This is a genomic window from Staphylococcus piscifermentans, from assembly GCF_900186985.1.
Taxonomy (GTDB): domain Bacteria; phylum Bacillota; class Bacilli; order Staphylococcales; family Staphylococcaceae; genus Staphylococcus; species Staphylococcus piscifermentans.
On record NZ_LT906447.1, the window covers coordinates 2459975 to 2475710 of the forward strand.

The following is a 15736-nucleotide window of genomic DNA, read 5'->3' on the forward strand; positions in this document are numbered from 1 at the left end:
CTTATTTTTCTTCAAAAGAATACAGCGGAGTTGAAAGATAACGTTCGCCATTACTTGGCAATACAGTAACCACTGTTTTACCTTTGCCTAATTCTTTAGCTTTTTGAATTGCAGCGTGAATAGCAGCTCCTGAAGAAATACCTGCTAAGATACCTTCTTCTTTAGCAACACGACGAGAAGTTTCCATCGCAATTTCATTGCCTACTTTGATAACTTCATCATAAATTTGAGTGTCTAAAGTATCAGGAACAAATCCTGCACCTAAACCTTGTAATTTGTGTGGTCCAGGTTCTCCGCCGCTTAATACAGGTGAATCTTCTGGTTCGATTGCTACAATATCAATGTCTGGATATTGTTTTTTCAAGACTTTGCCGACACCTGTCAATGTTCCGCCTGTACCGACACCTGCTAAGAAAGCATCGATTGTTCTATCTTCGAATTGTTCTACTAATTCTGGACCAGTTGTCAATTCATGCACAAGTGGGTTTGCAGGGTTTTCGAATTGTTGAGGTTCGTAATAACCGTATTCCTCTTTTAATTCTTTAGCTTTTTTAATTGCACCTTTCATCGCTTCTGATCCAGGTGTTAATACTACTTCTGCGCCATATGCTTTTAATAAGTTACGACGTTCTATACTCATTGTTTCTGGCATTGTAAAGACCGCATTATAACCTTTTGCAGCTGCAACGAATGCTAAACCGATACCAGTGTTACCACTTGTTGGTTCTACAATTGTATCGCCTGGTTTAATTGCGCCTTCTCTTTCAGCTTTTTCAATCATTGCTAAAGCAATACGGTCTTTAACTGAGCCGCCTGGATTTTGATATTCTAATTTCACATAAACATCAGCTGCGTCTTCAGGTACTACATTGCGTAGTTTAACAACGGGTGTATCTCCAATTATTTGAACAATATTATCTACAGGTTTCTTTGCCATAAAAAAACACTCCTTTTTTAGTTAAAAAGATATTGAAAAACAAACTGTCGAGATGCAGATTTCACTATACTTAAAGCCCCATTTATCGCATCTCAATTAATATTTAATTCTATTTCAAATATACCTTAGCTATTTCATCGGATATTATTATTTTATCAGACTTGTATGACAAATCACAAGCTGATTGTCTCTATTCTTTTATATTTCCTCTTTTTGAAAAAGAAAACCCGTAAAAAAAGCGAATCCAATGCTTGAATTTCAGCATTGAATCCGCTTAGCATTTAATATTTATGCATTGAGTTCTTCAATTAATCCTTTAAGTTCCGCTTCGCTATATTGATATTTAGCACGGCAGAAATGGCATTCTGCTTCTGCACCATGGTCTTCATCAATCATCGCTTGAATCTCAGCTTCTCCTAATCCTTTGATGGCATTTAAGAATTTTTCATGGCTGCAGTTACATTCAAATTTAACAGGCACTGTTTCTAAGAATTTCACGTTTTCTTTACCAAGGATTTCTGTTAACAACTCTTCAGGAGACAATCCTTGATCAATTAATTTTGAAACAGGAGTCATGTTGCCGATTGCTTTCTCAACTTGATCGATTGTTTCTTCTTTCGCATTCGGCATGACTTGAATGATGAAACCGCCTGCAGCTTTAATCGAATTATCTGGATTAACTAGCACACCAAGTCCTACTGAAGAAGGTACTTGTTCACTTGTTGCATAGTAATACGTAAAGTCTTCTCCAAGTTCACCAGAAACAATTGGACTTGAACCTGAGAAATAATCTTTCAAGCCGACATCTTTGACGACTGTCAATGTACCATCTGTACCCACTGCACGACGTACATCTAATTTGCCTTGTTCATTTAATGGGAAATGTGTTTGTGGATTTGTAACATAGCCGCGAATGTCTCCTTTAGCATTTGCATCCGCTACAATACGTCCGATAGGGCCATGTCCATCTACCGTTACTGTTAATTTCTGTTCGCCTTTCAACATTGCACCCATCATGGCTGTGGCAGTCATCGTACGACCTAGCGCTGCGGATGCTGTCGGCCATGTGTAGTGTCTTGTTTGCGCTTCTTGCACCGCATTTGTGGTAACCGCTGCATAAGCACGGATATCACCATCAAATGCTAATGCTTTTACGATATAATCTTGTGTCATTCTTAATTACTCCTCTTACTTAGTTTATATATTTCATACTTCACTCGTCTTATTTATTTCAGTTCAAAAAATCTCTTCCTGCGTATTCTCATGATAGCAGAAAGAGATTTTAAACTACATTATTTGATTTCCAACAATAAGTTAACGATTAATCGTTGCGACGGTCATTTTTATCAGAATCTGATGAATGATTATCACGATGATTTGTATCATAAGCATCGTTGTCACGTTGTGTGTCTTCGCGCTTATGTTCTTCGTATTCTTTTTGTTGTTTTTCTTGTTCGTCTACTTCAGCTTCTTCTTCTTGATACTTTTTATCTTCGTCTTGCACTTCATCAAGAATTTCGTCATAAGACTTGCCGAACTTACCTTCTTTGAAGTCTTCATTACCATGGTTGACCACTTTAGCGTCATCATAGTTCACTTCAGGCAATTTGCCATCGTAGAATAATGAATGGATTTGTTCACGTACTAAAGTTTCTTCAGTCAACAATGTTTTAGCAATCAATTTAAGTTGATCCAAGTGCTCAGTCAAGATTTGTTTACAACGTTCATATTGTTCTTTAATGATACGTTGTACTTCTTTATCGATTTCATAAGCAATTTGGCCAGAATATTCTGGGTCGCCTTGCATATCTTTACCTAAGAAGACTTGACCGCTTCCTTTAGTAAACTGCATTGGTCCGAGTTTCTTACTCATACCGTATTCAGTTACCATAGAGCGCGCAATTTGTGTTGCACGTTCAAAGTCGTTCGATGCACCTGTAGAGACTTCATTAAAGTTGATATCCTCTGATACACGACCACCTAATAAGCCGCAGATTTTATCAAGCAATTCTGGTTCAGTCATTAAGAAACGATCTTGTTTAGGAAGCATCATTGCATATCCGCCAGCTTGACCGCGCGGAACAATGGTAACTTTGTGTACCACTTCTGCTTCATCCAAGACCATACCGATAATCGTATGACCGGCTTCATGATGTGCCACGATATTACGTTCTTTTTCAGAAATAACACGTGATTTTTTAGCTGGACCTGCGATAACGCGGTCTGTTGCTTCTTCAATATCACGCATATCGATTTTCTTCTTGCCGTCACGCACTGCAATTAATGACGCTTCGTTCAGCAAGTTTTCTAAATCGGCGCCAGAGAAGCCTGGTGTTCTTTGTGCGATAGCTTTCAAATCTACTGTTTCATCTAGAGGTTTGTTTCTAGCATGTACATATAGAATGGCTTCACGGCCTTTAACATCTGGACGTCCGACTTGGATTTGTCTGTCGAAACGACCTGGACGTAATAACGCTGGGTCTAAGATATCAGGACGGTTTGTAGCGGCAATCATGATAATACCTTCATTTTCGCCGAAGCCATCCATTTCTACTAGTAATTGGTTCAACGTTTGTTCACGTTCATCGTGACCGCCGCCGACACCTGCACCACGTTGGCGTCCTACTGCGTCAATTTCATCGATGAAAATGATACAAGGTGCATTCTTCTTAGCATTTTCGAATAAGTCGCGGACACGGCTTGCACCGACACCGACAAACATTTCAACGAAATCAGAACCACTGATTGAGAAGAATGGCACACCTGCTTCACCTGCAACTGCACGTGCAAGCAATGTTTTACCTGTACCTGGAGGCCCTACTAGAAGTACCCCTTTTGGAATTCTAGAGCCCATATCTTTAAATTTCTTATTGTCTTTCAAGAAATCTACAATTTCGATTAATTCTTGTTTTTCCTCATCTGCACCGGCTACGTCTGAGAAACGTACACGGCGTTTTTGGTTATCGTACATTTTCGCTTTGGATTTACCAAAGTTCATCATACGGCCGCCGCCACCGCCGCCTTGTGCTTGACTAAGGAAGAAAATAAATAATAAAGCAATAACCAATACTGGAATCAATGTTGAAAGAATACTTACAAATACGCTTTGTTTTTCTTCTTCTTTAACTGTAAACTTCAAATCTTTTTGTTTGTGTGCTTCATCTGTGACTTTTTGTAAGTCTTTTTGGTTATTATATAGCATCGTTGAAGAATAATCTTCACCGTTCTTGGTTTTTCCGCTTACTAGATACACATTCTGTTCAGGCTGGATTTCTAAAGTTTTCAAATCGCCTTTTTCGAGTTTATTCGAGAATTGTGTATAAGAAAGTTGCTTTGGCATATTGCCATTACCATTCAGCCAGGAAAATAAACCGAATATAAAAACGCCAATGATTGCGATTACAAGCACATTGCGAAAAGCTTTCTGCATGCGTTTTTTCCTCCTACTCCAATAATAAAACTAACAAAAATTGTAACACAATATAACTTTTTATGGCTAGTATTTCAACTTTAAGAAAAACTTGACCATACATATTATTCAATTGTTTATTTATTTTCGTAAACTTCAGGTTTCAAAGTGCCGACATATGGAAGATTACGGTAATATTCCGCATAATCTAAACCATAACCCACCACAAACTCATCTGGAATTTTGCGACCGACATATTTTGCTTCGATATTTGCTTTGCGACGGTTTGGTTTATCTAATAAAGTAACGATTTCTAAAGAGTTGACGCGACGTGATTTCAATAACTCAGTAATAGATTTCAAAGTCGTACCTGTTTCTAAGATATCTTCGATAATCAATACATCTTTATTTTCAATTGAGCTGCCTAAATCTTTTAAGATTTTGACTTCACCTGTCGATTCAGTACCGCCATGGTAGCTGGAAACATCCATGAAATCGATAGATAAATGCGTATCAATACGCTTGATTAAATCTGACATAAACATGGCAGACCCTTTTAAGATACCGATACAAACAAGGTCTTTCCCTCTGTAGTCCTTTGTAATTTCTGCGCCGAGCTGGCGGCAAATCTGCTGAATTTCATCTTCAGTCAGTAATATTTCCTTTAAATCATCTTTCATCATGATTACACTCCTAAATTTGTGATCTCTAGTTTTTTTTCATAATTCGGCGCAGTATAAAGTGTGCCGACTGCGACTATCTCCCCTTGTTTATTCAGCAATATGGGTAATCGATCGCGTTCATAAGCTGGAACTTTGCGATTGATCATCAAGCGGTTGACTTTCTGATGCCCACTGTGATGAGGCAAGACAAAACGGTCGCCTTGCTGCCGGATACGTAAAGTCATCGGAAAATCAGTATTATCTAGCGTCTTATTAATTATAATTTGATATGTACCAAACTGATAATGTCCTGGTTGTGTAATCCGCTTCGGTGTTAAATCTATATCTGTATAACCCATTATTATAAATTTATCATACACAATTTGAATATTCCATTTATCTGTCGAATAAATTACAGCTTGTACTGTTGAACTTTCCAATTGTGTAAACCATTCGCGATAAGCATGTTCTGAAATCGGTTGATTCTCCGTCCATTTATTCAACAATTTATCCATAATTGTCGTCTTTTGTGAGTGATTCAACTGATTAAAGGCTGCACGGTCTACTGTTATCTGCTCACTCTCAATTTCAGTTTGCCGCGCAATAAAGTCTTCCGCAAAGTTCTGTAAAGATTGAAATTGTTCATCATGCCACTGTTTCAATTTCAATAATTGTGCAACGTCTAGTTGTGAATTTTCATCTATTGCCGGGAACAAACGGTTACGAATGTCATTTCGTACATAATGATTATCCTCATTAGAGGCATCTTCATGATACGGAACGTCATGACGTTGCTGGTAAGCTCTGATTTCTGCTTTAGATACATTGAGCAAAGGACGAACCAAGCGGATACCTGAGTACGCTTCCTTTTCAGACATGCCTAACGGACTACGTGTTGTTCTGCCTGTCATAATGCGATAAAAAATAGTTTCTAACTGATCATCTTGATGATGAGCAGTCATTAAAACATTCGCATCAATCTCAGCCATTTGAGTCATAAACCACGCATAACGTTGCTCCCGCGCTTTTGATTGAATGCTTTTCCCTTGAAGCGTAAGCTCTGATAAATCCAAATGATGCACATGCAAGGGAATATGGTGGTCCTTGCAATAAGCACGTATAAATGTTTCTTCTTCTGTCGAGGCTTCACGTATTCCGTGATTCACATGCAGCACCGTTAATTTTCGATAGGTATGTGAAAGTTCAGTTGCTAATAAGTTGAGCAGTACCATACTATCCACTCCAGTGGATACTGCAAGCGCAATGTGGTCGTTTTCTGTCCAACCCCGCGTATAAATATTCAATAGCTTCACCTCGCATCGTTTATGTATCGTTATACTGAAGCAGTTATCGTCAGGGCATCGCTTTAATTAAGTGAGGTTCTTTTATGAAGAAAGCTGCTAGCAATATACTTTGCAGCTGAGGCCATAATCATTTCAAATCGCCCCTATATTATACCTGTTTCAAACACCAATACAAAGGGATACGTATTTAATTTTTAAAAAATAAAATAGACCGTCTCTCACGAAACAGTCTTTAGATTATATATTAATTTAAATTAGCGTCTTGAACCTCTGCCGCCTCTTCTAGATTCAGCTTGACGTTTGATAGAAGTCATTTTCTCTTCGCTATCTTTTAAGAAGTTGCTTAATTTCTTTTCAAAGTCCTCTGGTTTGCTTTGTGCCGGTTTGCCATGGTGGTGGTTTCCGCCTCTATGATGTTGTCTTTTTGGACGATCTTTTGCTTTTTTAATTGAAAGACTAATTTTGCCGTCGTCAGCAATAGATAGTACCTTAACTTCTACTTCATCTCCAACAGACAAATGTTCTTCTACATTTTCAACATATTTGTCTGCAACTTCACTGATGTGAACTAAGCCACTTTTCCCTTCAGGTAATTCTACAAACGCACCAAATTTCTTGATACCAGTGACTTTCCCTTTAAGCTTGCTTCCTACTTCGATTGACATATCCTAAATAAATCCTCCGATTTCTTTCAATTTTAATTTAACTCTATTATATGCTTGTTGTCACAATTTAACAATGCTATATCAGTTAATTCGCCTAGATATTTCATTTTCCCCTAATAGAGGCATTTTGCGCAGTTACTTTTTATCTTTAGGCAATTTGAAAATCACTTCGCCGTCATTACTTAAATAATAATCGTCACGTGCAATTTTTTCGATATAATCTTTGTTATTTAAGTTATTCAGCTGTTCTTTCAAAGCGATTTCTTCATCTTGCTGCTTCTGAAACTTTTCCTCTTTGGCTTTACGTTCTTCAGCATCGTCTGCATTGCTTTTGATTTGGGTGATGACCACGATAGAAAGTATTAATATAATTGCCAGCAGAATACCCGCAAACAATGTGACACGACGCTTCACAACCCGCTTTTTCATCTCATGTCGTTTCTTTTTGCGGTTTTCTTTTTCAATATATTGATTCTCCATATGTTCTACTTTTCTATTCATGGCATGTCACCTCCTTAATCATTGTCGTTAATACGTTCCTCTTTGACGAGTTCGTACATGCCTTTAGCATTTTCTTTAGAAGCATGTTCGTTTAATCCAGTTACTTTGATAGTAACAATACGTTGACCGAAGCGGATTACCACTTCATCGTCGACTTTCACATCTGTGCCGGCTTTAGCTATGTGGCCATTCACTTGCACACGTCCTTGGTCGCTGACTTCTTTAGCCAATGTACGGCGCTTGATTAAACGTGAAACTTTTAAAAACTTGTCTAATCTCACTCTATTTTCCCTCTTTCTTTTCTAAAAAGGCTTTCAGTTCTGCCTCATTATAGTCTTTATTTTTGATATCATCATACAACGCCATAAAATGGTCTGCAAATACTTTCTCAAATTTAACGCGTTCTTTTTTGCCTTCTTTTGCTTTAGCATCTTGCCAAATCTCTTTTAAATCCTCGATATTGTCTGCTTGGGCTTCACCAAAAATATGAGGATGGCGTCGAATCATTTTGTCATTCATACTTTCAATAACTTCTCGTACATCCATGTAGCCTTCTTTTTTGCCGATACTCGTATGCAGCATCACTTGCAGCAAGATATCGCCTAATTCCTCAATCATATGCCAATCATCTTCATTATCTATGGCTTCGAAAAGTTCAAAGGTTTCTTCAAGCAAGTAACGTTTCAAGGAAGCATGCGTTTGCTGTTTATCCCATGGACAACCTGTGTCGTCATCTACTAAAGTGTCAATAACGCTTTCGGCAAAATCGAAATCACGATGCATTAAATCTGCATCTTCAACTCGCGGAATAAATACGCTGGTCAAATTGCTGAATAAATCGTGGTGATCCAACTCGAATAATGGTGTTTCAATTAGTTCCGCCCCTGTACTGCGCGCACCATCTACAATCCATACGCGGTAATCATCAGGATAACGTTCCATTAAGGTGAGTTTTAAATCGCCTGCCGTCATGGCACTGTACACTTGAGTAATCAAAGTGTGCGTACGAATGTTCAACTGTTCTGGTCTGAGCGCAGTACCATCCAGTAACGTAAACCCATCGTTCGGATCGACTTGTACCGCTTCAAAGACATCATCAATAAAGCTTTTGCCGCCCAGCACGCGAACCTCTACATCGTCATGCTCTGCCGCATAGGCTGTCAACATAGCGGTTGTCGTTTCAGCAACTCTAGGATGGCCAGGTACCGCATAAACCACATCTTCTGTTTGAGCCGCTTCAATTAACTGCGACACTATCTCTTTATAGACCTCAGCAAATTCATCATGCGCCTCGTAAACTTCATCGAAACTCAACCACTCAATCTCTGCATTTTCAGTTTCGCGAAGTTCTTGTATCACTGGGTGTTCCAATGTACGTGCGTAAACTTTAGGTGCGTTGATTAAATAGCGATACACACCTAACGGCAGCTCCTCTAATCCATAGTTGCCTAAACCTGCAATGGTAATTGTATGTGTCATTATTTTCGTCCTTTCTTAAAGTGATACAATTTGTCGCCGAATGGCATATGTTGCAGTTCGCGATATGTCAGCAAGTTCAAACCTGCGATTGCTGCAACTACGACACCTACACCAGCTATTGCTGCGACTAATAATTCTAACATTCCGGTCAAGCGTCCAGCAGTCGGCAAGATCCACATGACACCTTGAACGGCGCAAGTCATACCAAGCATAGAAACCACTAGTTTCAGCACAAAGGTGCGCAAGTGACGGAAACGGTAAAATTGGAAAGTTCGCCATTGCAAGACGCCTGCAAACAAGCATAATGAACTTACGGTACTGATACTCGCTCCTATAATGCCAATGCGCGGAATCAAGAGTACGTTGATGAGTAATTTCAACACTGCCCCTGAGGCAAAAGCAATTAAAATCAACCGCGATTGCTGGCGCACTTCTAACAGTGCAATATTAATCATAATCAGTGAAACACAGATAACAGTTAACATATAAATGACTAACGTTGCTGTCAGCACATCATTTTTAAAGAATACGCGATTCATCAAAGGTAATAAATTCATTAATCCGACACCTGCTGCCACACTGATAGTCACTGTGATTTTCAAAGAAGCATTCGCATAGCGGTTCATGCGTTCAAATCGACCTTCTTGAAAGGCATTGGTTAATAACGGAATCAAGACAAAACAAAATGTTGTAGTCACGATTAAGCCGATTTGAATAAAGGAAGCGCCTCTATCATAAATACCTTTTTCAACAATCGCTTCTTTGAACGGTAATCCATAATGTTGCAATTCGCGGATCACACTGAAACTATCCATTAATTGCCAAGTTGTCACAATCAGGTGCGAGGCCGCAAAAATAATTATAGCTGCTGTTAAGCGTTGCCATACTCTCCAATCGGTTTCTTTGTCACGCCAGTGCCACTGAAATTGAAATGGTCGTTGCCACATCAAGTAGAGTGCTGCGGCTAAAAAGCCGAGTGCGGAAGCGAGGATAGACCACTTTCCGATTTGATAGATGGTCCAGTCGCTGATGGCAAATATGACAATCATGACGAGTATAATGCCGACGCGCACGATTTGTTCTATGACTTGTGAATAGGCGGGCAATTCCATTTGTTGGCGTGATTGGTAACTGCCGCGCAATACGCCGAGAATGCCGACGACTAAAAAGCTGCAGCTGGCCATTCTTATCATCGGTGTAAGATGCATATCGCCCATTATCCGTGCAATCAGAGGTGCACCAGTAAAGACGACTAAGAAAATAACGAAACAGGCTGTTTGTATCCAAATCATGACTTGGCTGATGCGTTTCGCTGTCCAATGTTCGCCGAAATTTTGTGTCACTGCACTGGGAATGGCGTTCATGGATAAAATGGTTGCTAAGGATAGAAATGGATACACTTGTTGGTAAGCATAGAGTCCGGCATCGCCTAAAACGTTTTGGTACGGTACACGATAAATGGCACTGAGTATTTTAACTGCAATCAGCGCGAGCGTAAGAATGACAACACCATTAAAGGCTGACTTACGCTTCATCTGGGATAACCATGCTTTCTTCTAAGGCTTTCATTAAGAATTTCAAGCGGTCGAACCAAGCGCCTGCACGTTTATTTTTCGTCAAGGTAATCTTCATGGCGCCGTCTTCAACGCCGACTTTCATGTCACGTCCTAATGGCAAGGTTTGTTTGAATAAGGCTTCCCCATTAATATCTTCTGTGCCTTTTTCTGACAGCTGCACTTCGACGGCTTTGCCAGTATCTTTAATGTATTCTACTCCGACATTCAGTGCATGAATACGTATTTCTACGATATCGAGCAGACGTTCAACTTGTACTGGATATTCGTTGAAGCGATCTATTAGTTCATCTTTAATGTCCATCAATTGTTCGTCATTTTCAATTTGACGTAACTTTTTATAGATTTCAATTTTAGATTGTTCGTTCGGAATATATTCTGTCGGCAAGTAAGCATCAATATTAAGGTCGATTTCAATTTCTGGTGTTGCCGTTTCTTCTTTAATGCCTCGTTTTTCATTAACCGCTTCTTCCAACATTTGTGAATACAAGTCGAAGCCGACTGAATCAATAAAGCCGTGCTGCTGTTTACCGAGCAGATTTCCGGCACCACGGATATTTAAATCACGCATGGCAATTTTGAATCCGCTGCCGAGTTCAGTAAACTCTTTAATAGCTTGCAAGCGTTCTTCCGCTGTTTCAGATAATACTTTGTTTGTCGGATGCAAGAAGTAAGCATAACCGACACGCGATGAACGACCGACACGTCCGCGCAATTGATACAATTGGCTCAAGCCGAAGCGGTCCGCATCTTCGATAATCAACGTATTCGCATTCGGTACGTCGACACCGGTTTCAATAATCGTTGTCGTTACCAAAATGTCGTATTCGCCGTTAACAAACCCAATCATCGTATCTTCTAGTTCACGTTCAGTCATCCGTCCATGTGCGACACCGATATTCGCTTCCGGCATCAACATTTGCAGCTGTTCTTTCTTCTCATAAATAGATTGAACTTTATTGTAGAGATAGAATGCTTGGCCGCCACGAGATAATTCTCGTTCTAACGCTTCCTTGATAAAGTTTGAATTTTGTTCTAGGACATAAGTTTGAACTGGGAAGCGGTTTTCTGGCGGCGTTTCAATGACTGACAAGTCCCGTACACCGAGCATACTCATATGGAGTGTACGCGGAATCGGTGTTGCTGTCAGTGTCAGCACATCAACATTCGTTTTCAAGGATTTAATACGTTCTTTATGACGGACGCCGAAACGTTGCTCTTCATCGACAACGAGCAAGCCCAAGTCTTTATATTTTACATCTTTAGCTAAGAGTTTGTGTGTACCCACGACGATATCTACTGTGCCGTCTTTCAATCCTTGCTTGGTTTCTTTGACTTCTTTTGGTGTACGGAAGCGGCTCATCAATTGAATATTTACCGGGAAATCCTGCATACGTTCAATCAACGTTTCATAGTGCTGCTGCGCTAAGATAGTTGTCGGCACTAAGAAAGCTACTTGTTTACCTTCCATTACTGCTTTAAAGGCTGCACGAAGCGCTACTTCTGTCTTGCCGTAACCTACATCGCCGCATAACAAGCGGTCCATTGGGCGTTCTTTTTCCATATCTTCTTTGATTTCCACAATCGATTTGCTTTGGTCTGCAGTTAAATCGTATGGGAAATCCATTTCAAATTCGTGTTGTTGTTCCGAATCAGCTCCATATTGGTAACCTTGGGCCAATTCACGTTCGCGATAAAGTTCGATTAATTCATCGGCAATATCTTCGACACTTTGTTGTACTTTAGCCTTCGTTTTCTTCCACTCAGTACCGCCGAGTTTATTGAGTCTTGGTGTCTTGTCCTCAGAAACCACATACTTCTGCACTTGATCCATTTGGTCGACCGGTACAAAGAGCTGATCCGTTCCTTTATATTGAATTTTAATATAGTCCCGATGCACATCGCCGACTTCCAGCGTTTCCACACCTAAATAACGTCCGACACCATGGTGGACATGTACCACATAATCGCCGATTTTCAAGTCTTGATAAGATTTGATACGTTCGGCATTGGTCATTGTCGGCGTACGTTTCTTAGCCTTCTTCTGCTTAGATTTAAATAATTCACGTTCTGTGACTACCGCCAGTTGCATGTAAGGCAATTCGAAACCTTCAGAAAGACTGCCTTCCGTAATCACTGCATGGCCGCCTTCAATATGTTCTCCTGCAGCACCTTCCACTACTGGAATATGCATCTCACTCATCATAGATTTCACACGGTCTTTTTTCGTTTCCGTCTCTACCAAGACCACGACCGTGTAGCCATTATTGACATAACGCTGAAATTCCGAACGCATGATATCATACTGACCATAAAACTGCTGTACAGGTTTGCTGGAGAATTTAACAATATGGTTCAATTTGACAGGCATACTTGCTGTGAAAAGAGTGAAATAAGTGATTTGTCTGGAATTGATGAGTTCCTCAAACGCTTTGTCATTCATGAACTGTTGGCCGATAAAGCCTTTACCACTTTCAATCAATTGAGTCATAAAGTCATTGACTTCAGTGGTCAAAGTTTCTTCAGTATCTTTCACGCGGTTATATTCGTCTACCGCAATAATAGCGTTGTTGCTGATATAGTCCACGAGTGTAGCAGGTTGCTCATACATAAATGCTACTAAACGGCGAATGACTTGGTGATCGACGAAATTACTGTCGAATTGCAAGAAACTCTCATATGTGTCTTTAATATCATTGCGGACAGCTTTATCTATTTTAGGACGTGTTTGTTCATACGCTTCTTTTAATTGTACTTTAATACGTTTGAGTACATCATCAGTAATAATATAATCACTAGCTGAAGTGATTGCTACTATATCTTGATTCTCTTCAGAGCGTTGTGATTCGATATCAAACTGACGGATAGAATCTACTTCTGTATCAAAAAGCTCGATACGTACTGGGTTGCCGATAAGCGGATAAATATCAATAATACCGCCTCGTAAGGAGAATTCACCGATATGTGACACAGCAGTTTCTCTGCGATAACCCATATCGACTAATTTATTGAGAAAGTCATCAACGTCGATATCGTCTCCTACTGATAGTTTCACTTGGTGTGATTGCCAAATATCGACAGGCGTTTGTAATTTTTTCAAACCGTTTAACGGTATGATAAAGAACCCTCGCTGTCCTTCTGCTAAGCCAGTAAGGGTGCGTACACGCTCACTCATCAATTGGGGACTTTGGGTAGAGAATTCCTCAGTCATGATGTCTTGAAGCGGATACTTATAGATTTCATCGTCATTCACGTAATGTTGGATGTCGGCTTCCAACTTGTCTGCTTGATACAAGTTATTAGTTACGACTACCATCGGGCGATTAGAAGATAAATACTTTTCAGCCATCATAGTAGCTTTGGCTGCACCTGAAAGTCCTGTTACCAACACATTCTCTTGGCCGAATACGTCACTCAGTTCTTCATATCTTTTATCTTTATTTATATAATCTGTAATTATTGATTTCACGAGACCTCACCATTATATTCATTCATCACATGATCAAATCGAGAACTAGAAATATAATCTTCGACAGCATGTGCAGAATGTTCTATTACTTTGTTCATAGTTTCCATTTCTTGTTTCGAGAATTTCTGTAATACATAATCTGGAACAGACATGCCATTAGTTGGTCGGCCGATGCCGATACGGATACGTTTAAAGTTATCTGTACCCAAATGTTGAATAATTGATTTCATACCGTTATGTCCGCCAGCACTTCCTTTTTGGCGCAAACGCACTTGGCCTTGCGGTAAATCTAAGTCATCATAAAGTACTAATAAGTCTTCAGGATCGACATTATAATAATCCATTAAAGGGCCGACTGCTTCCCCTGACAAATTCATCATTGTCATAGGTTCGATTAAGAGAACCTTTTCTCCGCCTAATCTTTCGATGGTATAAGCGCCGCGGAATTTTTGTTTATCTAATTTGAATTGATTGGAATCTAATACATAATCTATAACTTCAAAGCCGATGTTATGCTTTGTTTGTTCAAATCGTTTACCGATATTGCCTAATCCGACAATACATTTCATGCTTGTTTCCTCCATCTCTCGAAATATAGTCGTTTCAATGACCTTGATGCTGCGTCGTATTAATTAGGCAGCACGGTCTATGTAATATAGTTTCACACCCTATCTTAACACAAAAACCTCTCAGCTTAACGAGTTAAGCATGAGAGGTTCAATATGAGAGATATATCAGGGGAACGCTCATATCTCCATGATATTATAACTCTGTGAATATTATTTTGACAGATTCAAGTTCAGTATTATATCTAAGATGTATTTTGTATGCAAAACAATGCTTCACAAGAATATTATATTGCTTTTCTTGCGTACTTTCATTTGCTAAAAAATACAATTTTGCGTCATTTTCAGCGTTTGTATCTCATATTTTTATCTTTTTGTTTTAGGAAGCTGTATTTTTTGTAAAAAAATGACTGAGACATGAATTTGTCTCAGCCATCTTTCTTTATTAAAGAATCAAATCGAGTAGATTATTCTTCTTCTTTTTTGTCGTCTCCAACTACTTCTGGTTCTGGAGTATCAGCGTCGCCTGATTCAACTTCTTCGATTTCTGCTTCGCTTGGTCCTTGTGTTGGAGGTGTTACAGTAACAACTGTAGATTCTGGTTCGTTTTCAATTTTGAAGTCGCCAGTAATGTTTAAATCTTTAACAGCTAAGCTGTCGCCGATTTCTAAACCAGAAATTTCTGCTTCAAGGTATTCTGGGATATTTTCTGGAGTTGCTGTAACTTCAAGGTTGAATAATGGTTGGTCAACAACGCCGCCTTCTTTAGCGCCTACTGCTTCACCAACTAAGTGTACAGGTACTTCAACAGTACGTTCTTCAGTCATGTTGATAGCTAAGAAGTCGATGTGAGTGATTTGGTTTTTAAGTGGATCGAATTGGTAGTCTGCAACCATTACTTTAATAGTTTTAGAACCTACGCCTAAGTCGATAACACCGTTACGTCCAACTTCACGGATAACTTTGATGAATTCTACTTCATCAACTTTAACTGATACGTTTTTTTGACCGTAACCATACATTACTGCTGGTACTTTGCCTGAGTTTCTGATTGCTGTTAAATCAGAACGTCTTTGTTTACCTTGACGGATAATAGACTTTAATGAAGCCATTTCCTTTTTCCACCTTTCGTATTTGAGATTTAATAGCGTCACTTGTTATAAGTATACA

13 protein-coding genes are annotated in these 15736 nt (G+C 39.4%); all 13 read right to left on the bottom strand.

The genetic code is table 11. The annotated features are described in order from the left end of the window. Position 1 precedes the first annotated feature (1 nt). Positions 2-937: a cysteine synthase A gene (gene cysK, locus CKV71_RS11595; protein ID WP_095106924.1), complete on the bottom strand. Its 936-nt coding sequence runs from the start codon at positions 935-937 to the stop codon at positions 2-4. Positions 938-1225: 288 nt separating this feature from the next. Continuing rightward, positions 1226-2110 carry an Hsp33 family molecular chaperone HslO gene (hslO, locus tag CKV71_RS11600; RefSeq protein ID WP_095106926.1) on the bottom strand — a complete coding sequence of 295 codons (885 nt, stop codon included), beginning with the start codon at positions 2108-2110 and terminating at the stop codon, positions 1226-1228. 148 nt (positions 2111-2258) lie between these two features. Further along, the gene (gene ftsH / locus CKV71_RS11605; RefSeq protein ID WP_095106930.1) at positions 2259-4367 is read right to left on the bottom strand and encodes an ATP-dependent zinc metalloprotease FtsH; all 2109 of its coding nucleotides are present in this window, start codon (positions 4365-4367) and stop codon (positions 2259-2261) included. Between the two features lie 116 nt (positions 4368-4483). After that, positions 4484-5026 carry a hypoxanthine phosphoribosyltransferase gene (gene hpt / locus CKV71_RS11610; RefSeq protein WP_095107346.1) on the bottom strand — a complete coding sequence of 181 codons (543 nt, stop codon included), beginning with the start codon at positions 5024-5026 and terminating at the stop codon, positions 4484-4486. Between the two features lie 5 nt (positions 5027-5031). After that, the gene (gene tilS / locus CKV71_RS11615; RefSeq protein WP_306669206.1) at positions 5032-6321 is read right to left on the bottom strand and encodes a tRNA lysidine(34) synthetase TilS; all 1290 of its coding nucleotides are present in this window, start codon (positions 6319-6321) and stop codon (positions 5032-5034) included. 245 nt (positions 6322-6566) lie between these two features. Further along, positions 6567-6977 carry a S1 domain-containing RNA-binding protein gene (locus CKV71_RS11620; protein WP_095106934.1) on the bottom strand — a complete coding sequence of 137 codons (411 nt, stop codon included), beginning with the start codon at positions 6975-6977 and terminating at the stop codon, positions 6567-6569. Positions 6978-7112: 135 nt separating this feature from the next. After that, complete coding sequence (gene divIC / locus CKV71_RS11625; protein WP_095106936.1) at positions 7113-7478, bottom strand: cell division protein DivIC; 366 nt, start codon at positions 7476-7478, stop codon at positions 7113-7115. Positions 7479-7492: 14 nt separating this feature from the next. Then, the gene (locus tag CKV71_RS11630) at positions 7493-7759 is read right to left on the bottom strand and encodes an RNA-binding S4 domain-containing protein (RefSeq protein ID WP_095106938.1); all 267 of its coding nucleotides are present in this window, start codon (positions 7757-7759) and stop codon (positions 7493-7495) included. Between the two features lies 1 nt (position 7760). After that, complete coding sequence (locus CKV71_RS11635; RefSeq protein ID WP_095106940.1) at positions 7761-8957, bottom strand: MazG nucleotide pyrophosphohydrolase domain-containing protein; 1197 nt, start codon at positions 8955-8957, stop codon at positions 7761-7763. Beyond that, the gene (locus CKV71_RS11640) at positions 8957-10492 is read right to left on the bottom strand and encodes a polysaccharide biosynthesis protein (protein WP_095106942.1); all 1536 of its coding nucleotides are present in this window, start codon (positions 10490-10492) and stop codon (positions 8957-8959) included. The genes CKV71_RS11635 and CKV71_RS11640 overlap by 1 nt, the downstream gene beginning before the upstream one ends. Next, complete coding sequence (gene mfd / locus CKV71_RS11645) at positions 10482-14000, bottom strand: transcription-repair coupling factor (RefSeq protein WP_095106944.1); 3519 nt, start codon at positions 13998-14000, stop codon at positions 10482-10484. Before mfd ends, CKV71_RS11640 begins: the two co-directional genes overlap by 11 nt. Then, on the bottom strand, positions 13997-14569 hold the full coding sequence (gene pth / locus CKV71_RS11650; protein WP_095106946.1) for an aminoacyl-tRNA hydrolase: 573 nt from the start codon (positions 14567-14569) through the stop codon (positions 13997-13999). Before pth ends, mfd begins: the two co-directional genes overlap by 4 nt. A gap of 464 nt (positions 14570-15033) precedes the next feature. After that, positions 15034-15678 (bottom strand): 50S ribosomal protein L25/general stress protein Ctc, encoded by a 645-nt coding sequence (locus tag CKV71_RS11655; RefSeq protein WP_095106947.1) that lies wholly within the window; start codon positions 15676-15678, stop codon positions 15034-15036. Positions 15679-15736: the final 58 nt, after the last annotated feature.

What these genes read in the sequence shown, in the direction of transcription:
- cysK (WP_095106924.1), bottom strand. Translation starts at nt 937, where the DNA reads ATGGCAAAGAAACCTGTAGATAATATTGTTCAAATAATTGGAGATACA.
- hslO (WP_095106926.1), bottom strand. Translation starts at nt 2,110, where the DNA reads ATGACACAAGATTATATCGTAAAAGCATTAGCATTTGATGGTGATATC.
- ftsH (WP_095106930.1), bottom strand. Translation starts at nt 4,367, where the DNA reads ATGCAGAAAGCTTTTCGCAATGTGCTTGTAATCGCAATCATTGGCGTT.
- hpt (WP_095107346.1), bottom strand. Translation starts at nt 5,026, where the DNA reads ATGAAAGATGATTTAAAGGAAATATTACTGACTGAAGATGAAATTCAG.
- CKV71_RS11620 (WP_095106934.1), bottom strand. Translation starts at nt 6,977, where the DNA reads ATGTCAATCGAAGTAGGAAGCAAGCTTAAAGGGAAAGTCACTGGTATC.
- divIC (WP_095106936.1), bottom strand. Translation starts at nt 7,478, where the DNA reads ATGAATAGAAAAGTAGAACATATGGAGAATCAATATATTGAAAAAGAA.
- CKV71_RS11635 (WP_095106940.1), bottom strand. Translation starts at nt 8,957, where the DNA reads ATGACACATACAATTACCATTGCAGGTTTAGGCAACTATGGATTAGAG.
- CKV71_RS11640 (WP_095106942.1), bottom strand. Translation starts at nt 10,492, where the DNA reads ATGAAGCGTAAGTCAGCCTTTAATGGTGTTGTCATTCTTACGCTCGCG.
- pth (WP_095106946.1), bottom strand. Translation starts at nt 14,569, where the DNA reads ATGAAATGTATTGTCGGATTAGGCAATATCGGTAAACGATTTGAACAA.
- CKV71_RS11655 (WP_095106947.1), bottom strand. Translation starts at nt 15,678, where the DNA reads ATGGCTTCATTAAAGTCTATTATCCGTCAAGGTAAACAAAGACGTTCT.